Source organism: Pseudoxanthomonas sp. PXM03, assembly GCF_014852005.1.
GTDB lineage: Bacteria > Pseudomonadota > Gammaproteobacteria > Xanthomonadales > Xanthomonadaceae > Pseudoxanthomonas_A.
The window spans coordinates 1783111-1806032 of record NZ_JACVAU010000001.1 but is presented as its reverse complement, the minus strand read 5'-3'; the positions used below and the strand labels follow the sequence as shown (position 1 = coordinate 1806032).

Annotated in this window: 20 protein-coding genes; 2 read left to right on the top strand and 18 right to left on the bottom strand. The window is 67.1% G+C overall.

The window, feature by feature from the left end; translation table 11 throughout:
- From recJ to hrcA, 15 genes are all read right to left on the bottom strand, one after another.
- Complete coding sequence (recJ, locus tag IB223_RS08450; RefSeq protein WP_192201133.1) at positions 1–1725, bottom strand: single-stranded-DNA-specific exonuclease RecJ; 1725 nt, start codon at positions 1723–1725, stop codon at positions 1–3.
- Positions 1722–2675, bottom strand: coding sequence for a phosphoglycerate mutase (locus IB223_RS08445; RefSeq protein WP_192201132.1), 954 nt, complete (start codon positions 2673–2675; stop codon positions 1722–1724). Before IB223_RS08445 ends, recJ begins: the two co-directional genes overlap by 4 nt.
- 4 nt (positions 2676–2679) lie before the next feature.
- A complete protein-coding gene (gene greA, locus IB223_RS08440; RefSeq protein WP_185742123.1) occupies positions 2680–3144 on the bottom strand; it encodes a transcription elongation factor GreA in 465 nt (154 codons plus the stop codon).
- 8 nt (positions 3145–3152) lie between these two features.
- Entirely contained in the window at positions 3153–6398 is a 3246-nt protein-coding gene (carB, locus tag IB223_RS08435) for a carbamoyl-phosphate synthase large subunit (protein WP_192201131.1), read from the bottom strand.
- A gap of 131 nt (positions 6399–6529) precedes the next feature.
- Entirely contained in the window at positions 6530–7150 is a 621-nt protein-coding gene (locus IB223_RS08430) for a hypothetical protein (RefSeq protein ID WP_192201130.1), read from the bottom strand.
- Entirely contained in the window at positions 7150–8274 is a 1125-nt protein-coding gene (gene carA, locus IB223_RS08425) for a glutamine-hydrolyzing carbamoyl-phosphate synthase small subunit (protein WP_192201129.1), read from the bottom strand. Before carA ends, IB223_RS08430 begins: the two co-directional genes overlap by 1 nt.
- Positions 8275–8500: 226 nt before the next feature.
- Positions 8501–9220, bottom strand: a complete 720-nt coding sequence (gene dapB / locus IB223_RS08420; protein WP_192201128.1) for a 4-hydroxy-tetrahydrodipicolinate reductase — start codon at positions 9218–9220, stop codon at positions 8501–8503.
- A 51-nt stretch (positions 9221–9271) separates the two neighbouring features.
- The gene (locus tag IB223_RS08415; RefSeq protein WP_192201127.1) at positions 9272–10546 is read right to left on the bottom strand and encodes an EAL domain-containing protein; all 1275 of its coding nucleotides are present in this window, start codon (positions 10544–10546) and stop codon (positions 9272–9274) included.
- Between the two features lie 192 nt (positions 10547–10738).
- Complete coding sequence (locus IB223_RS08410) at positions 10739–11452, bottom strand: MOSC domain-containing protein (protein ID WP_192201126.1); 714 nt, start codon at positions 11450–11452, stop codon at positions 10739–10741.
- Positions 11449–12564 (bottom strand): prephenate dehydrogenase, encoded by a 1116-nt coding sequence (locus IB223_RS08405; RefSeq protein ID WP_192201125.1) that lies wholly within the window; start codon positions 12562–12564, stop codon positions 11449–11451. Before IB223_RS08405 ends, IB223_RS08410 begins: the two co-directional genes overlap by 4 nt.
- Before the next feature lie 19 nt (positions 12565–12583).
- Complete coding sequence (locus tag IB223_RS08400; RefSeq protein WP_192201124.1) at positions 12584–14470, bottom strand: DUF3857 and transglutaminase domain-containing protein; 1887 nt, start codon at positions 14468–14470, stop codon at positions 12584–12586.
- Positions 14471–14580: 110 nt separating this feature from the next.
- Entirely contained in the window at positions 14581–15699 is a 1119-nt protein-coding gene (gene dnaJ / locus IB223_RS08395; protein WP_192201123.1) for a molecular chaperone DnaJ, read from the bottom strand.
- A gap of 128 nt (positions 15700–15827) precedes the next feature.
- Positions 15828–17744: a molecular chaperone DnaK gene (gene dnaK, locus IB223_RS08390; protein WP_192201122.1), complete on the bottom strand. Its 1917-nt coding sequence runs from the start codon at positions 17742–17744 to the stop codon at positions 15828–15830.
- Positions 17745–17848: 104 nt separating this feature from the next.
- Positions 17849–18367, bottom strand: a complete 519-nt coding sequence (gene grpE, locus IB223_RS08385; RefSeq protein WP_142125400.1) for a nucleotide exchange factor GrpE — start codon at positions 18365–18367, stop codon at positions 17849–17851.
- Between the two features lie 42 nt (positions 18368–18409).
- Positions 18410–19459 carry a heat-inducible transcriptional repressor HrcA gene (hrcA, locus tag IB223_RS08380; protein WP_192201121.1) on the bottom strand — a complete coding sequence of 350 codons (1050 nt, stop codon included), beginning with the start codon at positions 19457–19459 and terminating at the stop codon, positions 18410–18412.
- 91 nt (positions 19460–19550) lie between these two features.
- On the opposite strand from hrcA, the gene recN reads away from it, so the two are divergent.
- Positions 19551–21218: a DNA repair protein RecN gene (recN, locus tag IB223_RS08375; RefSeq protein WP_192201120.1), complete on the top strand. Its 1668-nt coding sequence runs from the start codon at positions 19551–19553 to the stop codon at positions 21216–21218.
- A gap of 105 nt (positions 21219–21323) precedes the next feature.
- Here the strand turns inward: recN and fur are convergent, their stop codons facing one another.
- The gene (gene fur, locus IB223_RS08370; RefSeq protein ID WP_142125397.1) at positions 21324–21728 is read right to left on the bottom strand and encodes a ferric iron uptake transcriptional regulator; all 405 of its coding nucleotides are present in this window, start codon (positions 21726–21728) and stop codon (positions 21324–21326) included.
- Positions 21729–21830: 102 nt separating this feature from the next.
- Between fur and bamE the strand changes: the two genes are divergently transcribed.
- Positions 21831–22223, top strand: coding sequence for an outer membrane protein assembly factor BamE (gene bamE, locus IB223_RS08365; RefSeq protein ID WP_192201119.1), 393 nt, complete (start codon positions 21831–21833; stop codon positions 22221–22223).
- Positions 22224–22238: 15 nt separating this feature from the next.
- Here the strand turns inward: bamE and IB223_RS08360 are convergent, their stop codons facing one another.
- Both IB223_RS08360 and IB223_RS08355 read right to left on the bottom strand, forming a co-directional pair.
- The gene (locus IB223_RS08360; RefSeq protein WP_192201118.1) at positions 22239–22487 is read right to left on the bottom strand and encodes an RnfH family protein; all 249 of its coding nucleotides are present in this window, start codon (positions 22485–22487) and stop codon (positions 22239–22241) included.
- A 1-nt stretch (position 22488) separates the two neighbouring features.
- Positions 22489–22917, bottom strand: a complete 429-nt coding sequence (locus IB223_RS08355; protein ID WP_192201117.1) for a type II toxin-antitoxin system RatA family toxin — start codon at positions 22915–22917, stop codon at positions 22489–22491.
- Positions 22918–22922: the final 5 nt, after the last annotated feature.

Below are 22922 nucleotides of genomic sequence, written 5' to 3'. Positions count from 1 at the left end.
TCAATCGGCCGATTGCCAGTGCCGGATCAGCAGCTGGATGCCGCGACGGTTCTGCCAGTCGTCGGTGTCCAGCTGATAGGCCGCCTGGATGCGGGAAGGCGGTGGCTGGTCGTGCCACCCGTTGAACTGGATCGCGTTCAACGGTGCGGCCTGTCCGGGCAGGCGCAACGAGAACTTCAGGTGCTTCTCGCCCACCACGCGCCAGTCCAGCACGTCGAACACGCCATCGAACATGGGTTCCGGGAATCCCTGCCCCCATGGCCCCGCGCCACGCAGCGCTTCCGCGTGCATGCGGTCCAGCTCGCCGGACTGGAGTTCGCCGTCACTCAGGAGTTCTTCCTGCAGCAAGGCGTCGTCGAGCATCGCGGCGGCATGGCGGTGGAAGGCGTCACGGAACACCGGCAGTGCACTTTCATCGAGCGACAGCCCCGCCGCCATCGCATGGCCGCCGAAGCGCTGCATCAGGCCGGGGTTCGCAGTGTCGATGGCCGCCAGCGCGTCGCGGATGTGGAAACCGGGAATCGAGCGCGCCGATCCGCGCAGCGTGGCGCTGCCCGGCTCTGCTGGCGCGAAGGCCACCACCGGCCGATGCAGGCGTTCCTTCATCTTGGAGGCGACCAGGCCCACCACGCCGGGATGCCATTCCGGATCGAACAGGCATGGGGCGAGCGGCACCTGCCCGTCCTCCGCGACATCGATGCGCGCGAGCGCGGCCTGCGCCTCATCCACCATCTGCTGCTGCACGCCGCGACGCTCGGCATTGATGCCTTCCAGCACGCGCGCCATCTCTTCGGCCTGCGTGGCATCGTCGGTCAGCAGGCAGGCGATGCCGAGGGCCATGTCCTCCAGCCGTCCGGCCGCATTCAACCGTGGCGCGATGGCGAAACCGATGTCGGCTGCGGTCAGGCGCGCCGGCTCGCGGCCTGCCACGCGCATCAGTGCCTGCAGGCCCGCACACGCCTGCCCGGCCCGCAGCCGGCGCAAGCCTGCGCCGACCAGGGCGCGGTTGTTCGCATCCAGCGGCACGAGATCGGCCACGGTACCCACGGCGACCAGATCCAGCAGCGTGGAGAGATCCGGCCCCGCGCCGTCGAACGTGCCCCGTTCGCGCAGGAGTCGTCGCAACGCCAGCAACACGTAGAACATCACCCCGACGCCGGCCAGCACCTTGCTGGGAAACGGGTCATCGCGCAGGTTCGGATTGACGATGGCATCGGCCGGCGGCAACGTTTCGCCGGGCAGGTGGTGGTCGGTGACAAGCACGTGCCAGCCCCGCGACTTCGCCGCCGCGATGCCGGCGTGGCATGCGATGCCGTGATCGACCGTGACGAGCAGGTCGGGTTGCAGTGCGTCGAGTTCATCCACCAGCGAGGGCGACAATCCGTAGCCATGCACCATGCGGTTGGGCACCGCAGGCGTCACGTGCCGCGCGCCGAGCAGGCGCAGGCCGCGCACGCCGACCGCGCACGCCGTGGCGCCATCGCAATCGAAGTCGCCCACGATGACGATGTGGCGGTCCTGCGCGATCGCATCGGCGAGCAACGCGGTGGCGCCATCAAGGCCGCCGAGCTGGTCGGGTGGCAGCAACTGCGCCAGGCGTGGTTGCGCCTGATCCATCGAGAGCGCACCGCGGGCTTCGTAGAGGCGTTGCAGGAGCAACGGCACGCCCTCCGGCCACTGACCATTCGCCGCGATGGTCCGACGGCGGATCTTGGGCGAGGTCATGCCGGAACGTGGTCCGGGCGTAGCGTGTCCAGGCGTTGCATCGGGCGGCGCCAGAGGCGCCAGCGTTGCTCGCGGCGCAGCGCGAACAGCGCGCCATCCTCGAAATCCAGAGTCAGCACGTCCAGCTCGCGCTTGTGCAGGGCGTCCAGCAGGGGCTGCAGTGCGTCACGGCACAGCAGATCCAGGTTGCGCAGATGACGCAGATCGATCAACGCATCCACGCCGCCCTCCCCGCTCGCGTGCACAGGTTCCACCCCGGCCGCATGCGCCAGCGACTGCAACAGCACATCGTTGCCTTTGACCTGGCGGAAACCGGTGCGTACGAAGTCCGGCAGCACGCCGCCGCCCCAGAACCACAGCGAGTTCACCGGCGGCTTGCCCTGCGCGACGCGCTGTGCGTTCCAGGGATGGTTGTGCAGCAGCACCTGCGCTTCGCTGAGCAGGGCACGCCAACGGCGGCCCGCTTCGCCTTCCGGCAGGTGCGCGAACAGATCGTCGCCCAGCACGTCATTCACCGGCGCGAACACCGGGAGTTTCGCCTCGGGCGGCAGGCGCAGGTACCAGCGGGCGGGATCCGGCGCGTCCAGCAGCATGCCGGCATCGCCGAACAGCGGCTTCAGTGCGGGCAGCAATTGCGCGGTGTCTTCGTCGCCCAGCGCCAGCGCCTCGCCATACGCCAGCATGCGCGCACCGTTCATGTCGGGCGACACGCGCGCAGGATCGGCACGCAGCCACAACGCGCCGGCGGCATCCCGTGCGTCGCGCTGGCGCGTCAGGGCTGCGACCGGCCAATGGTCCGGCACCAACTGGAAGTGGCGCCGCAGCTGCGCATGCTCGCCCGCCTCACCGGCCGCGCGATCCGCGCGCCCCAGCGCCCGCGCCACATCGGTCGGCAACGCCTGTCCCACCAGACGGGTGCGCGGAGGCAACAGCAGCGTGGCCTGCGCCATCGGCTCAGTCTGCGTAGGAAACGCTGACGATTTCGTATTCGCGCTGGCCGGCAGGCGCGTCTATCGTGACGCTGTCGCCTTCGTGCTTGCCGATCAGCGCCCGGGCCAGCGGCGAGGAGATCGCGATCAGGCCCAGCTTGATGTCCGCCTCGAGGTCGCCGACCACCTGGTAGCGCTTCTCTTCGTCGGTGTCGACATCGGCCAGCACCACGCGGGCGCCGAACACGATGCGCGTACCGGCGTTGAGCTTGCTGACGTCGATGATCTCGGCGTGCGACAGCTCGCCTTCCAGCTGCTTGATGCGGCCTTCGATGAAGCCCTGCTGCTCGCGGGCGGCATGGTATTCGGCGTTTTCCTTCAGGTCACCGTGCGCGCGCGCTTCGGCGATGGCGGTGATCACTTCCGGCCGTTTCACCGTCTTCAGCAGATCCAGTTCCTGGCGCAGGCGCTGCGCGCCCTGCATGGTCAATGGGGCTCTCACCCTTGAAGCTCCTTGTGCAGTTCCTGCAATGCCAGCACCGGGCCCGTGCCACGGTATTCCAGCGAATGCACCAGCGCCTTGGCGCCGGCAACGGTGGTTGAGTAGGTGACGCGGTGCTGCAAGGCCTCGCGCCGGATCGAGAAGGAGTCGGCAATGGCCTGACGTCCTTCCGTCGTGTTGACGATATACACGATCTCGCCGTTCTTGATCAGGTCCACCACGTGCGGACGGCCCTCGACCACCTTGTTCACCTGCTCGCAGTCGATGCCGCGCTCACGCAGCCATGCGGCAGTGCCGGCGGTGGCCACGATGCTGTAACCGCGGCCGACCAGCTCCTGCGCCACCGGCAGCACGCGCTTCTTGTCCGGGTCGCGTACCGAGATGAACACCTTGCCGGCCGGCGGTGCCTTGATGCCACCGGCTTCCTGCGCGCGCGCCATGGCGGCACCGAAGCTGCGGCCCACGCCCATGACTTCGCCGGTGGAACGCATTTCCGGGCCCAGGATCGGGTCCACGCCCTGGAACTTGGCGAACGGGAAGATTGCCTCCTTCACCGAGTAGTAGTCCGGCACGATCTCCCGGGTAGCGCCCTGCCCGGCCAGCGTCTTGCCGGCCATGCAGCGGGCCGCGATCTTGGCCAGCGGCATGCCGGTGGCCTTGGACACGAACGGCACCGTGCGCGAGGCGCGCGGGTTCACTTCCAGCAGGTAGACGATGTCGTCACCGCCATCCTCGGCAGCCTGGATGGCGAACTGGGTGTTCATCAGGCCGATGACCTTCAGTGCCTTGGCCAGTTCCACCACCTGCCGGCGCAGTTCGTCCTGCGTCTTGGCCGACAGCGAGTACGGCGGCAGGGAGCAGGACGAATCGCCCGAGTGCACGCCCGCTTCCTCGATGTGCTCCATCACGCCACCGATCAGCACGTTGCCTTCGGGGTCGGCGATGATGTCCACGTCCACTTCCACTGCATTGTCGAGGAAGCGGTCGAGCAGCACCGGCGAATCGTTGGAAACCTTGACCGCGTCGCGCACGTAGCGGGCCAGGTCGGATTCGCCATAGACGATCTCCATCGCACGTCCGCCCAGCACATACGACGGACGCACCACCAGCGGATAGCCGATTTCGCGGGCCAGCAGCAGGGCTTCCTGGTCGTTCCGGGCGATGCGGTTCGGCGGCTGCTTCAGACCCAGCCTGTCGACCAGTTGCTGGAAACGCTCGCGGTCTTCGGCCAGGTCGATCGAGTCCGGCGACGTGCCGATGATCGGCACGCCATTGGCTTCCAGGGCCTGCGCCAGCTTGAGCGGGGTCTGCCCGCCGTACTGCACGATCACGCCCTTGGGCTGCTCCAGTTCCACGATGGCCAGCACGTCTTCCAGCGTGAGCGGCTCGAAATACAGGCGGTCCGAGGTGTCGTAGTCGGTGGACACGGTTTCCGGATTGCAGTTGACCATGATGGTCTCGAATCCATCCTCGCGCAGCGCGAGCGCTGCATGCACGCAGCAGTAGTCGAACTCGATGCCCTGCCCGATCCGGTTCGGGCCACCGCCCAGGATCATGATCTTGTCGCGGTTGGTCGGCTCGGCCTCGCACTCGTCCTCATAGGTCGAGTACAGGTACGCGGTGCTGGTGGCGAACTCGGCCGCGCACGAGTCCACGCGCTTGTAGACAGGCTTCACCCCCAGCGCCTTGCGCAGCACGCGCACGGCGGCTTCATTCGTGTTCGCCAGTTGCGCCAGGCGCGCATCCGAGAAACCCATGCGCTTGAGATGGCGCATGCGCGCCTTGTCCAGCGAGCCGAGCCCATCGGTGGCCAGTTGCTGCTCGGCGGCGATGATCTCTTCCATCTGGTCGAGGAACCACGGATCGATGAACGACAGCGCGTGCACCTGCTCCACGGTCATGCCGGCACGGAAGGCGTCGGCAACATGGAACAGACGCTCCGGGCCGGGCGCCTTCAGTTCGCGCCGCAGCGTGGTCAGGTCGTCTTCGCTGGTGAGGTCCAGGCCGGTCGGGTCGAGCCCGACCTTGCCGGTTTCCAGGCCGCGCAGCGCCTTCTGCAGCGATTCCTGGAAGGTGCGGCCCATCGCCATCACCTCGCCCACCGACTTCATCTGCGTGGTCAGGCGCGCGTCGGCTTGCGGGAACTTCTCGAACGCGAAGCGCGGGATCTTGGTGACCACATAGTCGATGGCCGGCTCGAACGACGCCGGGGTGAGGCCACCGGTGATCTCGTTCTTCAGCTCATCCAGCGTGTAGCCCACGGCCAGCTTGGCCGCGACCTTGGCGATCGGGAAGCCGGTGGCCTTGGACGCCAGCGCCGACGAACGCGACACGCGCGGATTCATCTCGATGACGACCACGCGGCCGGTCTGCGCATTGATGCCGAATTGCACGTTGGAGCCGCCTGTATCCACGCCGATCTTGCGCAGCACGGCGATGGAGGCATCGCGCAGGCGCTGGTATTCCTTGTCGGTCAGCGTCTGCGCTGGGGCGACGGTGATGCTGTCGCCGGTGTGCACGCCCATCGGGTCGAGGTTTTCGATGGAGCAGACGATGATGCAGTTGTCCGCCGTGTCGCGGACCACTTCCATCTCGAATTCCTTCCAGCCCAGCACCGATTCCTCCACCAGCACCTCGGTGGTCGGCGACAGTTCCAGGCCGCGGGTGACGATGTCGATCAACTCTTCGCGGTTGTAGGCGATGCCGCCGCCGCTGCCGCCCAGGGTGAAGCTGGGGCGGATGATGGTGGGATAGCCGACGCGGGTCTGGATCTCCAGCGCTTCTTCCAGCGTGTGGGCCACGGCGGCTTTCGGACATTCCAGTCCGATCTCGCCCATTGCCACGCGGAACAGCTCGCGATCCTCGGCCATGCGGATGGCGTCGCGCTTGGCGCCGATCAGTTCGACGCCGTATTTCTCCAGCACGCCGTTGTCGGCCAGGTCCAGCGCGCAGTTCAGCGCGGTCTGGCCACCCATGGTCGGCAGCAGCGCGTCGGGCTTCTCCTTGGCGATGATCTTCTCGACGGTCTGCCAGTTGATGGGCTCGATATAGACCGCATCCGCCATTTCCGGATCGGTCATGATGGTCGCCGGATTGCTGTTGACCAGCACCACCCGGTATCCCTCTTCGCGCAGCGCCTTGCACGCCTGCGCGCCGGAGTAATCGAACTCGCAGGCCTGGCCGATGACGATCGGGCCTGCGCCGATGATCAGGATGGTTTTAAGGTCGTTGCGCTTGGGCATGGGAATCTACTTCTCGGATTGTGTGGGGCCGCCGCCCTGGGCATCTGCTCCAGGGGCGCGTCCGACAGGGGCGATGGACGGGCCACGCTCCACCTCTTGTCCCGGCGCGCATGGGCGCGCACGGGTGCACATCACATCAGGGCACCTGGCGACACATCGCACGCCTTCATGCCCTGGAACATCATCTTGATGGCCGCCATCTCGCCCACCGACTTGCCGTCGGCCTTGTCGCCGTCGCCGGCGAGCACGTCGCCGAAGCCACTCAGTGCGCGGAAATCGCGGTACTCGGGATCGCGCGCGATGGTGAGCAGCGCCAGCAACTGGTCGGCACTGGCCGTTCGCATCAGGTCGGCGGGATCCAGGTCGGTTTCCGTCTTCGCCGAGGCGATGCCGGCCTGCACGATGCTGCCGAACACCGGCGCCGCCGTGCGGGCCAGGCGCAGTTCTTCGTCGAACCGGCCCGGGTGTGCCTGTGCGTACTCGACCACTTCAGCCCGCTTCACACGGCGGAAGCCGTCGCGGGAAAGTTCGCTGCGCAGGCAGGCCAACTGCACGGGCGTGACGGCATCGGGCTTGTCCTGCACCGGCCAGGCGGGATTCTCGCCGGCCGCCTCTTCCATGATGGCGCCGACCGGCAGCATGCTGACCAGCAGGTCGGTCATCTCGTCGATCTGCTTTTCACCGGGCGTGGCGGCGACAGCCGGCAGCGCAAGCGCCATCAGCACAGCGGTGACAGCAAGGCGCACGCGCATCAGCGTGCCTCCATCGAGGCCACGAACCGGTCGAACAAGGGCGATACATCGTGCGGGCCCGGCGATGCCTCCGGATGTCCCTGGAACGAGAAGGCGGGGGCATCCGTCAGTTCGATGCCCTGGTTGGTGCCGTCGAACAGCGAGCGATGGATCACGCGCACGTTGGCCGGCAGCGTCGCTTCATCCACCGCGAAGCCGTGGTTCTGCGAGGTGATCATCACGCGGCCGCTGTCGAGATCCTGCACCGGGTGGTTGGCGCCATGGTGGCCGTGGCCCATCTTCATGGTCTGCGCGCCGGCCGCCAGGGCCAGCAGCTGGTGGCCAAGGCAGATGCCGAACGTCGGAACCTTCTTCGCGATGAACTCGCGGATGGCGGTGATGGCGTAATCGCACGGCGCGGGGTCGCCCGGGCCATTGGACAGGAACACGCCATCCGGCTGCAGCGCGAGCACGTCCGCGGCGCTGGTCTGCGCGGGCACCACGGTCACGTCGCAACCGCGTTCGGCCAACATGCGCAGGATGTTGTGCTTCACGCCGAAGTCGTACGCCACAACCTTGAACTTCGCCGGCGCCTGCACGAACGCGTTGCGGTCCAGGTCCAACTGGCCGTCGCGCCAGGGATACGGTGTGTCGGTGCTGACCACCTTGGCCAGGTCCATGCCTTTCAGGCCGGGGAACTTGCGCGCCGCTTCCAGCGCCATCTCCGCGTTGATGCCCTCGCCCGCCATCAGTGCGCCGTTCTGCGCACCGCGTTCGCGAAGGATGCGCGTCAGCTTGCGGGTGTCGATGCCGGCAATGGCCACGATGCCGCGCGATTGCAGCCACTCCGGCAGGGCCTGCTGGCTGCGCCAGCTGCTGGGGCGGCGCGGCACGTCGCGCACGATGAGACCGGCGCACCAGACCCTGGCGGCTTCGTCGTCCTGGTCGGTGCAGCCTGTATTGCCGATGTGGGGATAGGTCAGGGTGACCAGTTGGCGGGCGTAGGACGGGTCGGTCAGGATTTCCTGATAGCCGGTCATCGCGGTGTTGAACACCACTTCGCCGACCGAAAGGCCGTCGGCGCCTACGGAGTCGCCCTCGAATACGGTACCGTCTTCGAGTACGAGAATTGCGGGTCGTGTCACGGGGTTCGCCTTGGGGTGGAGGAACCCTGCCCCACCGACTTGCGGCTGCAAGAAACCGCGAACGCGGCATTTATCCGGTCCGTGGCGATGGGTAACAGGCGAGCGGGAATTGTACGGGGATGGCCTGTTCAGCGCCACCGTTTTTTTGCCTGTCCGACGGACAGCGCCCGCCCGCGGCGAGGCGTGTTCATATTCCGGCGTCCGTATCGGGACGTCCGGCCGGCCTTCAATCCAGCAGATCCCGCACGTGATAGGCGCCCGGCGGGCGTCCCGACAGCACGCGCGCGACGTGCAGGGCACCACGCGCGAAGACATCGCGATGCGTGGCACGGTGGGTCAGCTCGATGCGCTCGCCGAGCCCGGCGAACTGCACGGTATGTTCACCGACAATGTCGCCGGCCCGCAGGCTGGCGTAGTGCACCTGCGCGCCCGCACTGCCGGCGGCCTGTCCCAGCGTCAATGCGGTGCCGGACGGGGCATCCTTCTTGTGGACATGGTGCGACTCCACGATGTCCACGTCCCACCCCGGCAACGCCGATGCCACGCGTTCGACCACGTCGGCCAGCACCGCCACGCCCAGGCTGAAATTCGTCGCCCACACCAGCGGAATGCGTACACTGGCCGCGGCCAATGCCTCCTGCTGCACCGTGGATATGCCGGTGGTGCCGGAGACCAGTGCCCGACCACGGTCGGTGCACAGCGCCAGCACCGGGTCGAACCCTTCCGGCAGGCTGAAATCGATCGCCACGTCGAAGTCGGGCACGCCCGCCAGCTCGCTGGCCGCGAAGTGGGGCACGCCATCCACCACCCGCTGCGCAGGCGCGCGTCGCGTCACGGCCGCCACGGTCTGGTACACCGCAGGCTGCTCGGCAGCCAGTCGAAGCAAGGCCTGGCCCATCCGGCCGGAGGCACCATGGATCAGGAGACGTATCGGGGAAGTGTCCATGCAGGCATGGTAGCGGGCGCGTGATGCCAACGCGAACCGGGAATGTCCGGATCAGGGAACCTGCGGATAGCCCAGATGGAATCCCTGTGCGAACGGCACCCCGAGTTCCTTCAGCGTCTGCAGTTGCCGCTCGTTCTCGACGCCCTCGGCGATCAGTTCCGCCTGCGTGCCCTGCGCGAACGTCAGGAGCGCTGCCACGAGCGACTGCACGCGCGGACGCTGGTCGATTTCACGCACCAGCGTGATGTCGAGCTTGATGATGTCCGGCGCCAACCTCAGCACGTGGCGCAAGCTGGCGAAACCTGCCCCGGTATCGTCCACGGCGATGCGGACGCCGGCCTGCTGCAGCGAGGACAGGCACTGGCCAAGGCGCGCGTAATCTTCCACGGCGGTGTGTTCGGTGATTTCCAGCACCAGCCTTTCCGGGGCGTGGCCGGCGAGCAGGTCGTGGAATCGTGCGTTGCAGGCGGTTTCGGGCGATACGTTGACGGCAAGGAAGGCGTCATCGGGAAGGGAGGGCAACCGCGCCAGGGCGACCGCTGCGGCGGCCAGTTCCAGTTCCACGCTCAAGCCGCTGCTCGCCGCATCCTCGAACCAGCGGCCTGTCGACAAGTCGTATTCCAGCGGAAACCGCGCAAGCGCCTCGTACCCCACCACCACGCCGTCGGCGAGCCGGACGATCGGCTGCAAGGCCGCCGTGAGCTGCGCCCCGTCCAGCACCTGCAGTAGTCGCTCCCGGGCGTCCTGCGCATGGCGCCGCTCGCGTTCGCCCTGACCCATGCGGGCATCCAGCGCTGCGCGCATCTGCGCATGCTCGATGGCCTTGTACATGCTCGCGGCCACGAGCGTGCTCAAATGCTCGAGCGTCCTGCAGTCCGTGTCCGCGTAGGCGGCGGGCGTGGTCGCCAGGACCTTCAGCACACCCACCACCTGTCCGCGGAAGCTCAGCGGCGCGACCAGCATCGAACGCAACCCCACGCTGCGGCACGCCTCACGATTGACGCGAGGATCCACTTCGCTGTCATCGCATCTCAACACCTGCTGCTCTTCGATGCACCGGCCGGACAAGCTGCCGGACACCGGCAGGCTGAAGCCGACCTGCCCTTGCGCGATCCCGCTGGCCGACCAGTAGCGCATCACGTCGCCGTCGCGGATTTCCAGCACCGCGCCGGCTGAGCGGGTGAGTTCCTGCGCACGATGGGTGATCGCGTCCACGACCTCCTGCGGTTCGGGACCTGCGGCGGCGATTTCGCTTTGCGCCGCGACGATGCGCTGCAGCAACGCAATATCGGCGGCGGCCGACGATGCCGCTTCGCCGCTTCGCATGTCAGGCCACACTGACGACAACGACGTCAATCTGTTATCCCGGCTCATCTCCCCACACTCCCTGCGGATGATGAAAGTGATGCCATGCATGCCGGCACCGGACACACGCGATGCTAGTGGGACGCCACGATCCTGTCGAGTAAACGCATGTATCAGGCGAGATGCCGTACGCATGAAGCGCCGTGCATTGTTTCATTCGTGCGAAGAAGCGCCCGTCAACCGTTTGCCCCAATCCTCGACGGCGCCCTGCGCAAGGCGGCGTTCGAACAGCGCCCGCCATGACGGTACCAGTGGCAGCACCAGCACCTCGCGCAGCAGGCCGGGCTCTGGCGATCGCCGGTACAGCAGCTCGATCAGGCGCGCGAGTGGCCACGCGGGATGTGGCCGCGCCTCCAGCGTCATGCGATCACCTGCCTGCACTTCTCCCTCTTCGAGCACGCGGTAGTACCAGCCGGTCCGCCCCGAGTCCTGCACGCGACGGGCCATGTCGGACACGGCGAAACGGTCCGACAGTTTCCAGCACGGCTGCCGGGACTGGGATACCTCCACCAGCGCCGTGCCCAGCCGGAAGCGGTCGCCAAGACAGATCGCGTCCTCGGTCATGCCATGCGTACTGATGTTCTCGCCGAATGCACCGGGAGCATCGAGCAGTGGATGCGCCCCGATATCGTCGCGCCATCGGGCGTAGTGGTCTGCAGGGTAGTGATGGATGGCCTTGTCCGGCCCGCCATGCACGCGCAGGTCGCCTTGCTCGTCCCCCAGGATGCCCAGCAGGGTGACCCGCTGCTTGCCCTCCAGCCATGATTTCGCGATCGCGCTGCGACTGCCGGGACGGGTGAATTCAACCGCCTTGCCCGCGAACACCCCATCGATGGCCAAGGCCCTCATCTCCGTCGGCGTGCTCATGCCAACACCTTCCCCAGGCCCGTGCCGTTGATGTCACCCACCACACGTGCCAGCGCCCTGGGGTCCACGTCCGCATCGAATCCGATGCGGAAATGCACCTCGCCCTCCGGCGTGCGCGATGAATGAATCGATGACAGGCTGACGGCGTGCCGCTCGAACACGTGCAGCAGAGCACGCAGAGAGCCCGGCCTGTCTTCCGGCAGGTGCACGCTGAGCGCCTGCGTGCCGGCGAGATCGGCCAGCAGATAGCCGATGCGCTCGTAGCTGTAGTTGCCCTCGGCCAGTGTCGTGTCGCCGAAGGCGTCGCGGTTCTCGCGCAGGAATTCCTCGCGGAACGCCGCGCGCGCCATATCCGTCCCCTCGCCCACCAGCGACGCCATCCGGGTGATCTGCGTGCCCAGCGCCCGCAGTGTTTCGCCGGCATAGGGATTCCCGAACTGGATGTCTTCGTAGATGGCCGGATTCAACGACAGGATGCGCGCGATGATCGCCGCATCCATCTCGAAGGATGCGGAGCGGAACGGCATCAATGCGGCCAGGTCGCCGACCCGCGCCGACTGCGCGCGCAGGACGCCCGCCTGGGCCAGATGCGAGGCGTGCACCATGGCCTGCACCAGCGCCATGACCCGGTCGTGCTGCTCGGGCGTCGCCTGCACGCATTCCGCCTCGATTGCAGCAAGGAGCGACACCACCCAAGGCCGCCATGTGTCGAGGCGCGCCTCGCAGACCACCATCACCCTGCCCTTCAGGGTCGGGGCCTTGGGCGGCGCGGTCATCGGATGCAGACCGACCACCTCGGCGCGCGAGGCCAGCATCGCCGCTACCGGCACAGCCTTGATCGAGGTGACATCCAGCCACAACCGGCCAGCCTCGCTTCCCCCGGCAAGCGCCGCATACCGGGCGACCAGCGCCCCGGTGTGGCGGATCGGCGCCGAGAAAACCAGGACGTCCGCCCGCCGCACGAGTTCGGCCTCGTCCGCCGAGGCGGGATCGGCCGGGTCGTGGCCGATGACCTCCAGACCCATGCGCACGCGGAAGAAATGCAGCAGCCAGCGGCCATAGGCGCCTGCGCTGCCGACGATGCCGATCAGCGGAGGGACATTGGGCGTCACGCGCTGCACCGATCGGCGCTCACTGCTTCACCGCTCCTTCCTCTGTCAGGTAGACCACCTGCGCGCGCAGGTCGGGCATGATCTTCCGCATGACCTGAGAGAAACCCTCGTTGTACTCGGGCGAGCACACCGGTCCCGGCGTCCGGTCATCCAGTGTGCGCCGGACATACAAGCGGGCGCCTTCCTGGCGGAACGTCGAGGCGTAGCTCAGCGTACCCTCGTGCAGGCTGACGTCCTTCGGCACGGCGATGATCCGCATCAAGGCAGGAAACTCGAACGTGTATTCCTCTTCCGAGTGGTAAGCGCCGCAACTGCTCTCGCCTTCCGGCTGGTCCGGGTCGCCGAGCTGCGAGGCCACCAGCATGGAGACCGGGGTGAAACTGAGGAACCAGGGCTGCACCTGGAAGCCGCCGGTCGTCGGAATCATCCGGTCGACCTCGAAGTCCGCCTCCATGTTGAAGGTCTCCAGCATCGGCACCGGATCGTCGTACGTCACCTTGCCGTTCGCGGTCAGGGCGTTCCCCCGGAAGTAGTTGCGGACCAGCTTGTCGGCGTCGCCCGCGCCAAAGTTGCGGAACTGCGACCGCGCCGCGACCGCCATGCGCCCGCTCAGTTCCACCCGCTGCGTGCCCTTGATCGAGCCGTCGGGCTGGATGCGGATGGCCGTGCGCAACTTCTGCCATTCCGAGCCCACCTGCGTCGCCGGCGTCGTGGCGCCGTCGCGATGGCCGTCCACCAGCAGCACCGGCTTGCCTGCAGCGCCGTCCGGCAGGCTGCCGAAGGGTGTCGTGGCCGCGGTGGAGTCCACGTACAGGTCCAGGCTGGGGATGTAGTTGATCACGTGGTTGACGACCGATGCGACCGGGATGTCCGGCAGTGTGTACGTGCCTCCCGCATTGATCAGCGCCTGGGTGCTGTCGATGCCGCGCGCCTTCAGCAGCGCCTGCAGCAGGGTCGCGTGGTCCTTGCAGTCGCCCATGCGGTTGTCGAGGACCACGTCCAGGTCGCGCGGCACCACGGCGCCCAGGCCGATGCAGTTACCCGCATAGGTGATCTTCGTGGATACCCATTCGTAGAGCTTCTTCGCCGTCTCGCGCGGGTCCTTGCTCTTGCCCGCGATCTCCGCGGCGAGCGTGCGCAACCGGGGCGTCAGTGCCGCCTTGGCGTTGGCCGGGCCACCGTAGGCCGCCGCGATGTCGGCGTAACTGGCGAAGGTGGAGAACGCGTAGCCCGGGTAGCGGTCGGCGGTGAAGACCGTATCGCGCAGGCTCTCGCGGTCGACTGGCTGGCGGTTGCTCCATTGCCAGCGCACGATCCGGCGGCCGTCGCGCGTTTGGACCGCGGGCTGGGTCATCTGCCAGTTGCGCCACGTGGCCTGCATCGCCTCCGGCGCATCGATGGTCACCTGCACGTCGCCGTAGTACGCGGCCGGGCTGTAATTGCGGATCACCGAGAAATGGCCCGGAAACATCGGCTGGGTGGCCGTCACCCGGTACGTGAACACCGTGATGTCGCCGACGGCGAGTTCCGGGAACACGACGGTAAGCGTCGTCTGGTCGGAGTAGATGGGCGAATCGCCCTCCCGCCCCGAACTGCTGCTGACCTGGTAGTTGCCCTTGGGCACATCGACGCGGCGGCCATCCGGCTTCAGCGTGTAGGCTTCGACCACCTCGGCCTTCTGGATGCTGGTGCTGTAGCTGACCGACGCATCCTTGGCGGCTTCCAGGGCGCTGTCCTTCAGCACCTTGATCGCAGTTTCCTGCTCCTGCACGAAACTGCCATCGGCATTGAGCACGAATCGCGTCGACTCGCGCTCGACCTGCAACGGCCGGTCCTCGGCCGCCCATGCGGGCGCCAGCACGACCAGCGCCAATACTCCCCACCACTTCCCCTTGTTCGTACGCACGCGGCCTCCCTTCATCGTGGACTTGAATGAAAACGGCCCCGGGGTCGCCGGGGCCGTCGCAGGATGCCACAAGCTGCTCCCCCGCGCGGGCGGCGGGGTAGCGCAGGAAATCAGGAGGTCATGCGGTCCCAGAAGCCCTTGACGCCATCCAGGAACGTGGCCGACTTCGGTGAGTGCTTGCGGGCTTCGTCGCCGCTGAACGTGGCCTCGAATTTCTCCAGCAGTTCCCGCTGCTCGGGGGTCAGGTTGACCGGCGTTTCCACCACCACGCGGCAATACAGATCACCCTCGCTGCGGCTGCGCACGGACTTGACGCCCTTGCCGCGCAGACGGAACAGCTTGCCGGTCTGCGTTTCCGCTGGAATGCGGATCTCCGCCTCGCCATGCAGCGTGGGAACGCGCACGGTGTCGCCCAGTGCCGCCTGCGAAATACGGATGGGCACTTCGCAGTGCAGGTCGTCGCCATCGCGCTGGAAGATGTCGTGTTCGCGCACGCGCACTTCCACGTACAGGTCACCAGGCGGCGTGCCCGGCGGGCCGGCTTCACCCTCCCCGGTCAGGCGGATGCGGTCACCGTTGTCCACGCCGGCCGGAATCTTGACCGACAGGACCTTTTCTTCTTCCACGCGCCCGGCGCCATGGCATTCCGTGCAAGGATTCCGGATGATCTGTCCGCGGCCACCACAGGCCGGACACGCCTGCTGCATGGCGAAGATGCCGCGCTGCATACGGACGTTGCCGCGTCCACCGCAGGTGCCGCAGGTCTCCACCTTGCCATCGGCCGAACCCGAGCCCTTGCACGGCGCGCAGGCGACCAGCGAGGGAATGTCGATGCGCTTCTCGACACCGGCGACGGCTTCCTCCAGGTCCAGCTCCATCACGTAGCCGACATCCGCGCCGCGCCGTGCCGCGCGGGCACCGCCTCCGCCGAAGATGTTGCCGAAGATGTCGCCGAAAATATCGCCCATGTCGGGGCCACCGGCACCGCCGCCGCCCATGCCGTGCTCGAACGCGGCATGCCCATGGGCGTCGTAGGTGCGGCGCTTGGCGCCGTCCGACAAGACTTCGTAGGCCTCCTTGCACTCCTTGAACGCGGCCTCGGCGGCGGCATCGCCCGGATTGCGGTCCGGGTGGTGCTTCATGGCACAGCGGCGGTAAGCCTTCTTCAGGTCTTCGTCACTGGCGTCGCGGGCCACGCCCAGGACTTCGTAGTAGTCGCGTTTGCTCATGGAGCCGTGATTCGTGAGGAGTTATGGGTGATTCGCAAAAGCAACTGCCTGTTCGATGTCCAGGATCCGCGACGGAAGAAGTGGAGCTTGCGCTCCACCCTTCCGAATCACGAATCCCGAATCACTCATCACGGCTTCTTGTCGTCCTTCACCTCGGTGAATTCCGCATCGACCACGTCGTCCGCGGGGTTGCTCTGGTCCGCATCGGCGGTGCCCGGCTGCTCCGACGCGGCGGCCGCATACAGCGACTGGGCGGCTTCCTCCAATGCCTTGGACTTGGCTTCGATCTGCGCCTTGTCGTCGCCCTTCATCGCCGTGTCGAGGTCGGCGATGGCGGCTTCAACGCGGCCGATCACGTCGCCCGGCACCTTGCTGCCGTGTTCGGTGATGGCGCTGCGGGTGGCGTGCAGCAGGCCGTCGGCCTGGTTGCGCGTCTGCACCAGTTCCTGAAACTTCTTGTCTTCCTCGCGATGCGCCTCCGCATCGGCCACCATCCGCGCGATCTCGTCCTCGGACAGGCCCGAACCGGCCTTGATCTCGACCTTCTGTTCCTTGTTGGTCTTCTTGTCCTTGGCCGACACGTGCAGGATGCCGTTGGCGTCGATGTCGAACGACACCTCCACCTGCGGCATGCCGCGCGGCGCCGGCTCGATGCCGGACAGGTCGAACTTGGCCAGCGACTTGTTGAAGCGGGCCTGCTCGCGCTCACCCTGCAGCACGTGCACCGTCACCGCGGACTGGTTGTCCTCGGCGGTGGAGAAGGTCTGCGAGGCCTTGGTCGGGATGGTGGTGTTCTTCTCGATGATCTTGGTGAACACGCCGCCCAGCGTCTCGATGCCCAGCGACAGCGGGGTCACGTCGAGCAGCAGCACGTCCTTGACGTCGCCGGCCAGCACGCCGCCCTGGATCGCGGCGCCCAGCGCCACGGCCTCATCGGGGTTGACGTCCTTGCGCGGCTCCTTGCCGAAGAACTCGGCCACCGCCTGCTGCACCTTCGGCATGCGGGTCTGGCCGCCGACGAGGATGACTTCGCCGATGTCGCTGGCGCGCAGGCCGGCGTCATTCAGCGCGATGCGGCACGGCTCGATGGTCTTCTTCACCAGGTCTTCGACCAGCGCTTCCAGCTTGGCGCGGGTCAGCTTGATGTTGAGGTGCTTCGGGCCCGAGGCGTCGGCGGTGACGTACGGCAGGTTCACTTCGGTCTGCTGCGAGCTGGACAGTTCGATCTTGGCGCGCTCGGCGGCGTCCTTCAGGCGCTGCAGGGCCAGCGGATCCTTGCGCAGGTCGATGCCCTGGTCCTTCTGGAACTCCTCGACGAGGTAGTCGATGACGCGCTTGTCGAAGTCTTCGCCACCCAGGAAGGTGTCGCCGTTGGTGGCCAGCACTTCGAACTGCTTCTCGCCGTCGACGTTGGCGATCTCGATGATCGACACGTCGAACGTGCCGCCACCCAGGTCATAGACGACGATCTTGCGGTCGGCGCCGCCGTCGCCCTTGTCCAGGCCGTAGGCCAGCGCGGCCGCGGTGGGCTCGTTGATGATGCGCTTGACGTCCAGGCCGGCGATCTTGCCCGCGTCCTTGGTGGCCTGGCGCTGGCTGTCGTTGAAGTAGGCCGGCACGGTGATCACGGCTTCGGTGACGGTTTCGCCGAGGAAGGCTTCGGCCGTCTTCTTCATCTTCTCCAGGATGCGCGCGGAGATTTCCTGTGCCGACAGCTTCTTGCCGTCGGAGGTCTGCACCCAGGCATCGCCGTTTTCATGCGGAATGATGGCGTAAGGCACCAGGTCCAGGTCCTTCTTCACTTCCGCGTCGGTGAACTTGCGGCCGATCAGGCGCTTCACCGCGTAGAAGGTGTTCTTCGGGTTGGTGACCGCCTGGCGCTTGGCCGACGCGCCCACCAGCACTTCGCCGTCCTTGGTGTAGGCGACGATGGAGGGCGTGGTGCGGTCGCCTTCCGAGTTTTCGATGACGCGGGCCTTGCCGCCGTCCATGATCGCCACGCACGAGTTGGTCGTGCCGAGGTCGATGCCGATGATCTTGCCCATGGTGAATGCTCCCTAGCAAATTCTGTCTGGATCCGGCCGGTGGCCGGGTGGATGGTCTCGATATAGGGGTGCGATGACGCCGTTCAAGCGCCCCGCGAAGGCGTTCAGTCGTGTTTTGCCACGACGACCAGTGCCGGGCGCAGCAGGCGGCCATTGAGTACGTAGCCCTTCTGGAACACCTGCACCACGCTGCCGGGGTCCGCGCCGGGGGCATCGGCCTGGCTGATGGCCTGGTGATGCTCGGGATTGAAGGCTTCGCCGGCAGGGTCGAGCAGGGTCAGGCCATTGTCGCCGGCCACTTTCAGCAACTGCTTGTAAGTCAGCTCGAGCCCGTCGCGCAGCGGACTGGGCTCATTGCCCGCCGCTGCCAGCCCGGCGTCCAGGCTGTCGAATACCGGCAGCAGGTCGCCCAGCAGGCGTTCGTTGGCGAACTTGCGCGCCTGCTCGATATCGCGCGCCACGCGCTTGCGCTGGTTGTCCAGGTCGGCGCGCTCGAGCAGCGACGCCGCGCGCAGCTGGTCCACTTCATTGCGGAGGGTTTCCAGTTCGGCGATCAGCGCGCCTTCGACGTCCTGCGGCTCGTTGCCGCCGCCCAGGTCGGAATCGTGTTCGTGTTGGTTCATTTCGGGTCCCATCGCGGCAAGTCCGGCCGCCCAAGCCCCAACCTATGGGGCCGGCGTTTCCGGATTCAAGGCCGCACCCAGTACATCCGCCGCCGCCTGCACCACCGGAATGATCCGGTCATACGCCATCCGGGTAGGCCCGATGACGCCCAGCACGCCCAGCACCTGCCCGCCCGCCATGTAGGGGGCGGTCACCACCGAGACGCCGTCGTGCGGCGCCAGGCCGGTGTCCTCGCCGATAAAGATGCGTACGCCCGGCGCTCGGATCGTGCGCTCCAGCAACTGCAGGATCTCGCGCTTGCGGGCGAATGCCTCGAACAGGTCGCGCAGCCGTTCCAGATCGGACAGTTCCTGCACGCCCATCAGGCGGGTCTGTCCTGCCAGCACCACGTCGTCGTTGGGTGGCGTGAGGGCCTGCTCCGCCAGTTCGATGGATTCGGCCAGCAACCCCTCCATCTCGGTCTGCGCCCTGCGCAGGTCGTGCAGCAGGTTCGCGCGGATCTCGGACAGGGGCCGGCCGGCGAACTGGGTGTTCAGGTAGTTGGCGATGCGCTCGAGTTCGGACCGGTCGTAGGCCCGGCGCGTTTCGATGACGCGGTTCTGCACGTCGTTGTCGGCGAACACCAGGATGGCCATCACCCGCTGGCCATCCAGCGGCACGAAATCGATGTAGCGGAACGCGAACTGCTCGCGCCGCGGCACGCTGACCACGCCCACGAAGTGGGTCATCGCCGACAGCAGCTCGGAGGCGTTGCCGAGCAGCGCCTGGGTCCCGGCGCCGGCCGGCAGTTCCGAACGCAGCCGGGCCACTTCGCCCTCTCCCAGCGATTTCACCTGAACCAGGCTGTCCACGAACACCCGATAGCCCTGCGCCGTCGGGATGCGCCCGGCGGAGGTATGCGGCGAACTGAGCAGGCCGACCTCCTCAAGTTCCGAGAGGATGTTGCGGATCGTCGCCGAACTGACTTCCAGCCCGGCGTGCCGGGCCAGCGTCTGCGACCCCACCGGCTCGCCGTCGCGGATATAGCGCGAGATCAGCGTGCGCAGCAGTTGGCGGGCGCGCGGATCCAGCGGGGGCGACGGCGAATTCATGTCCGTTAGATAACGTTGCGCCCGCGGCATTGCAAGTCGAGCGCCCCCGGGTGTCTCAGAACCTGAGCCGGCACCGCTTACAATCCGCCGCATGCTCAGACACCTCGCCATCAAGGATTTCGCCGTCGTCCGCGCCGCCGAGCTGGAGTTCGGCGATGGCATGACCGTCATTTCAGGAGAAACCGGCGCCGGCAAATCGCTGCTGGTGGACGCGTTGGGCTTCCTTTCGGGGCTACGGGCCGACAGCGGAGTGGTCCGGCATGGCGCGGAGCGCGCCGAGCTCTCCGCCGAGTTCCTGGCTTCGGCGGGCTCTCCGGCGCACACCTGGCTCGCGGACAACGAGCTCGACGACGATGGACAGTGCCAGTTGCGCCGGGTGATCCGTGCCGACGGCGGCTCGCGCGCCTGGATCAATGGCCGCAGCGTGACGCTGTCGCAGCTTTCCGACCTCGCGGCCCGCCTGGTGGAAATCCACGGCCAGCATGAACACCAGGCCCTGCTCGCCCGCCAGAGCCAGTTGGCGCTGCTGGATGCCTTCGCCCGCAATGGCGACGAGCGCAGCGCCGTGCGTGACGTGGCGCTGCGCTGGAGCACCCTCCTGCGCGAACGCGAACAGTTGTCCGGCCAGGGCGATGTCTCGGACAGGATCAATTACCTGGAGCACCAGTTGGCCGAGTTGCAGCGTGAAGACCTGTCGCCGACCGCGCTGGAGGCCCTGGTGGCCAGCCATCGCCGCCAGGCCCACGCCACCGGCCTGATCCAGGCCTGTGACGCGGCGCTGGGTCAACTGGCCGGTGACGACGCCCCCTCGTTGACGCGCCATCTGCAGCAGGTGCGCGCCGACCTCGCCCGCCAGGCCGAACATGAGCCGCGCCTGCGCGACGTGGATGCGCTGCTGGACGGCGCGGCGATCCAGGTCGAGGAAGCCCTGTCGCTGCTCGGCCAGGTCCGGGACGACCTGGACGGCGAACCCCTGCAGTTCGATGCGCTGGAGCGCAAGCTCGCCCGCGTGCACGACCTCGCGCGCAAGCACCGGGTGCCGCTGGAAGGCCTACAGGAGCAGCACGACCGGCTGGCGGCCGAGTTGGAATCACTGCGTGGTGCGGGCGAGCGCCTGCTCCAGCTCAACGGCGAGATCGACGCGGCCAAGGGACACTGGCGCGATGCCGCCGCTGCACTGACCCGCACGCGCCAGCGCGCCGCCAAAGCACTGGGCGACACCACCACCGCACTCATCGCCGAGCTGGGCATGGGCGGTGGCCGCTTCGGGATCGAACTGGAGCCTCAGGACGGCGAACGCCCGGATCCGACCGGCGCCGAACGCATCGAATTCCTGGTATCCGCCAACGCTGGCCAGCCGCCCCGCCCGCTGCGCAAGGTCGCCTCCGGCGGCGAACTCGCGCGCATTTCGCTGGCGATCGAAGTAGCCGCGCTTGGCCTGGATGCGGTTCCCACCATGATCTTCGACGAAGTGGATACCGGCATCGGCGGCGCGGTCGCCGAGATCGTCGGCCAGAAACTGCGCGCACTCGGCGCCCAGCGACAGGTGCTGTGCGTCACCCATCTGCCCCAGGTGGCCGCGCAAGGCCACGCGCACTACCGCGTCAGCAAAGCGCCGGTGGAGGGCATGACCCAGAGCGCAGTCGAGAAGCTGGGCGCGAAGCAGCGCGAGGAAGAACTCGCCCGCATGCTGGGCGGCGTGGAAGTCAGCAAGGAAGCCCATGCCGCGGCCAAGCGGCTGCTCGCCAACGCGGTCTGATCCACCCTTGTTGTTTACTTGTGGGAGCGACGCAAGTCGCGAAGCGGGGTCGATGAAGCCTCGTCGCGACTTGCGTCGCTCCCACAGCCCGGGATTTCCGGGCTATCAGCGCTTCTTGCGCACGTACAGCACCAGCGAGTGCTCTTCCAGCTCGTAGCCATGCTTGGCGGCGATCTCGCGCTGCAGTTTTTCGATTTCGGTGCTTTCGAACTCGATGATCTTGCCGGTGTCCACGTCCACCATATGGTCGTGGTGGCCGCCGCGGTCGAGTTCGTAGACGGCCTGGCCGCCCTCGAAGTTGTGCTTCAGCACCAGGCCTGCCGCCTCGAACTGGGTCAGCACGCGGTACACCGTGGCCAAGCCGATCTCGTCGCCGTGGTCCAGCAGCTGACGGTAGATGTCTTCCGCGCTCAGGTGGTGCTGGGAGTTCTTCTGCTCCAGCAACTCCAGGATGCGCATGCGCGGGTGGGTGACCTTGAGGCCGACTTTGCGAAGGTCCTGCGATTCCATGGCGTCTCCGTTCACTCTCGGTTTAGCGCCAGCTGCCTGAAGCTCGGTTGCGGCGGTGCGCGGGAGTGTATCATCGGCCCGGTTTCCTACCGTACCTGCCCCATGCGCAAATTCCTGCTGGTCGCCGTCCTCGCTTCCGCCACTGCCGGCTGCGGCATTCTCTACAAGCAGCCGATCTACCAGGGCAACCTGCTCGAGAAGACGGCCGTTGACCAGTTGCAGGTGGGCCAGAGCAAGCAGCAGGTGCAGTCGCTGCTCGGCAGCCCGTCGATCGCCGATCCGTTCCATGCCAACCGCTGGGACTACACCGCCAGCAACCGCACCAATCGCCGTGGCACGACCGAGATCAAGAATCTCACCCTGGTGTTCAACGGCGACGTGCTGGCCAGTTGGGAAGGCGAATACTTCCCCGAAGCCGACCTCCAGCTTTCGCGCGACGTGCGCAAGTTCGGCCCCAACCTGGCCAAGGAAAAGAAGAAGGGCGGCCGCCGCTGAGGCGGGGCTGACCTGCTATCGGCGCGCCCGTCGACGGCGCGCGTCCTTCGGATCGATCAACAGCGGCCGCAGCACTTCCACGCGGTCGTCCTCGTTCAACACCGTTCCTGCCGTCGCGTTCACGCCGTGAATCGCGATCGCCGCCGATTGCACGTCGTCGAAACCGCTCGCAACCAGCGCATCGGCCACCGTAGCGCCCACCGGCAAATCCAGTTGCACCGTCTCGAACCGGTGCGGCCAGGCGCGGATCACCTCCACGCGCATCTCATTCCCCGCGGTCGGCGGCGCGCACGAAGTCGTCCACCATGCGATCCGCCAGCGTCTGGAAGCCGATCGCCATCGCCGGTGCCAGCAGGCGGCTGGAAGGCTCGAATTCCAGCGTCAGCGTGACCTTGCAGGCCGACTCATCCAGCGCATGGAAATCCCAGCGCCCATGCAGCTTGCGGAATGGCCCATCGACCAGGTTCATGTCGATGCGGTGCGGACGGTCCAGCGTGTTCTCCGTGGTGAACCACGTGCTCAGTGAGCCGAGCCCCAGGTCCAGCCGGGCCACCAGGCGCGTTTCGTCCTGCTCGATGATCCGGGCGGCGCTGCACCAGTCGAACCGGCGGGGATAGGCCGCCACGTCGTTGACCAGGTCGAACATCCGGGTGGCCGAGTGTTCGACCAGGGCGCTGCGGCGAATCGTGTGCATGTGGC

Bases quoted from the DNA above. Each gene is read 5' to 3' on its own strand.
- recJ (WP_192201133.1), bottom strand. From the start codon at position 1,725: ATGACCTCGCCCAAGATCCGCCGTCGGACCATCGCGGCGAATGGTCAG.
- IB223_RS08445 (WP_192201132.1), bottom strand. From the start codon at position 2,675: ATGGCGCAGGCCACGCTGCTGTTGCCTCCGCGCACCCGTCTGGTGGGA.
- carB (WP_192201131.1), bottom strand. From the start codon at position 6,398: ATGCCCAAGCGCAACGACCTTAAAACCATCCTGATCATCGGCGCAGGC.
- IB223_RS08430 (WP_192201130.1), bottom strand. From the start codon at position 7,150: ATGCGCGTGCGCCTTGCTGTCACCGCTGTGCTGATGGCGCTTGCGCTG.
- dapB (WP_192201128.1), bottom strand. From the start codon at position 9,220: ATGGACACTTCCCCGATACGTCTCCTGATCCATGGTGCCTCCGGCCGG.
- IB223_RS08415 (WP_192201127.1), bottom strand. From the start codon at position 10,546: ATGCGAAGCGGCGAAGCGGCATCGTCGGCCGCCGCCGATATTGCGTTG.
- IB223_RS08410 (WP_192201126.1), bottom strand. From the start codon at position 11,452: ATGAGCACGCCGACGGAGATGAGGGCCTTGGCCATCGATGGGGTGTTC.
- dnaJ (WP_192201123.1), bottom strand. From the start codon at position 15,699: ATGAGCAAACGCGACTACTACGAAGTCCTGGGCGTGGCCCGCGACGCC.
- dnaK (WP_192201122.1), bottom strand. From the start codon at position 17,744: ATGGGCAAGATCATCGGCATCGACCTCGGCACGACCAACTCGTGCGTG.
- grpE (WP_142125400.1), bottom strand. From the start codon at position 18,367: ATGAACCAACACGAACACGATTCCGACCTGGGCGGCGGCAACGAGCCG.
- hrcA (WP_192201121.1), bottom strand. From the start codon at position 19,459: ATGAATTCGCCGTCGCCCCCGCTGGATCCGCGCGCCCGCCAACTGCTG.
- recN (WP_192201120.1), top strand. From the start codon at position 19,551: ATGCTCAGACACCTCGCCATCAAGGATTTCGCCGTCGTCCGCGCCGCC.
- fur (WP_142125397.1), bottom strand. From the start codon at position 21,728: ATGGAATCGCAGGACCTTCGCAAAGTCGGCCTCAAGGTCACCCACCCG.
- bamE (WP_192201119.1), top strand. From the start codon at position 21,831: ATGCGCAAATTCCTGCTGGTCGCCGTCCTCGCTTCCGCCACTGCCGGC.
- IB223_RS08360 (WP_192201118.1), bottom strand. From the start codon at position 22,487: ATGCGCGTGGAGGTGATCCGCGCCTGGCCGCACCGGTTCGAGACGGTG.
- IB223_RS08355 (WP_192201117.1), bottom strand. From the start codon at position 22,917: ATGCACACGATTCGCCGCAGCGCCCTGGTCGAACACTCGGCCACCCGG.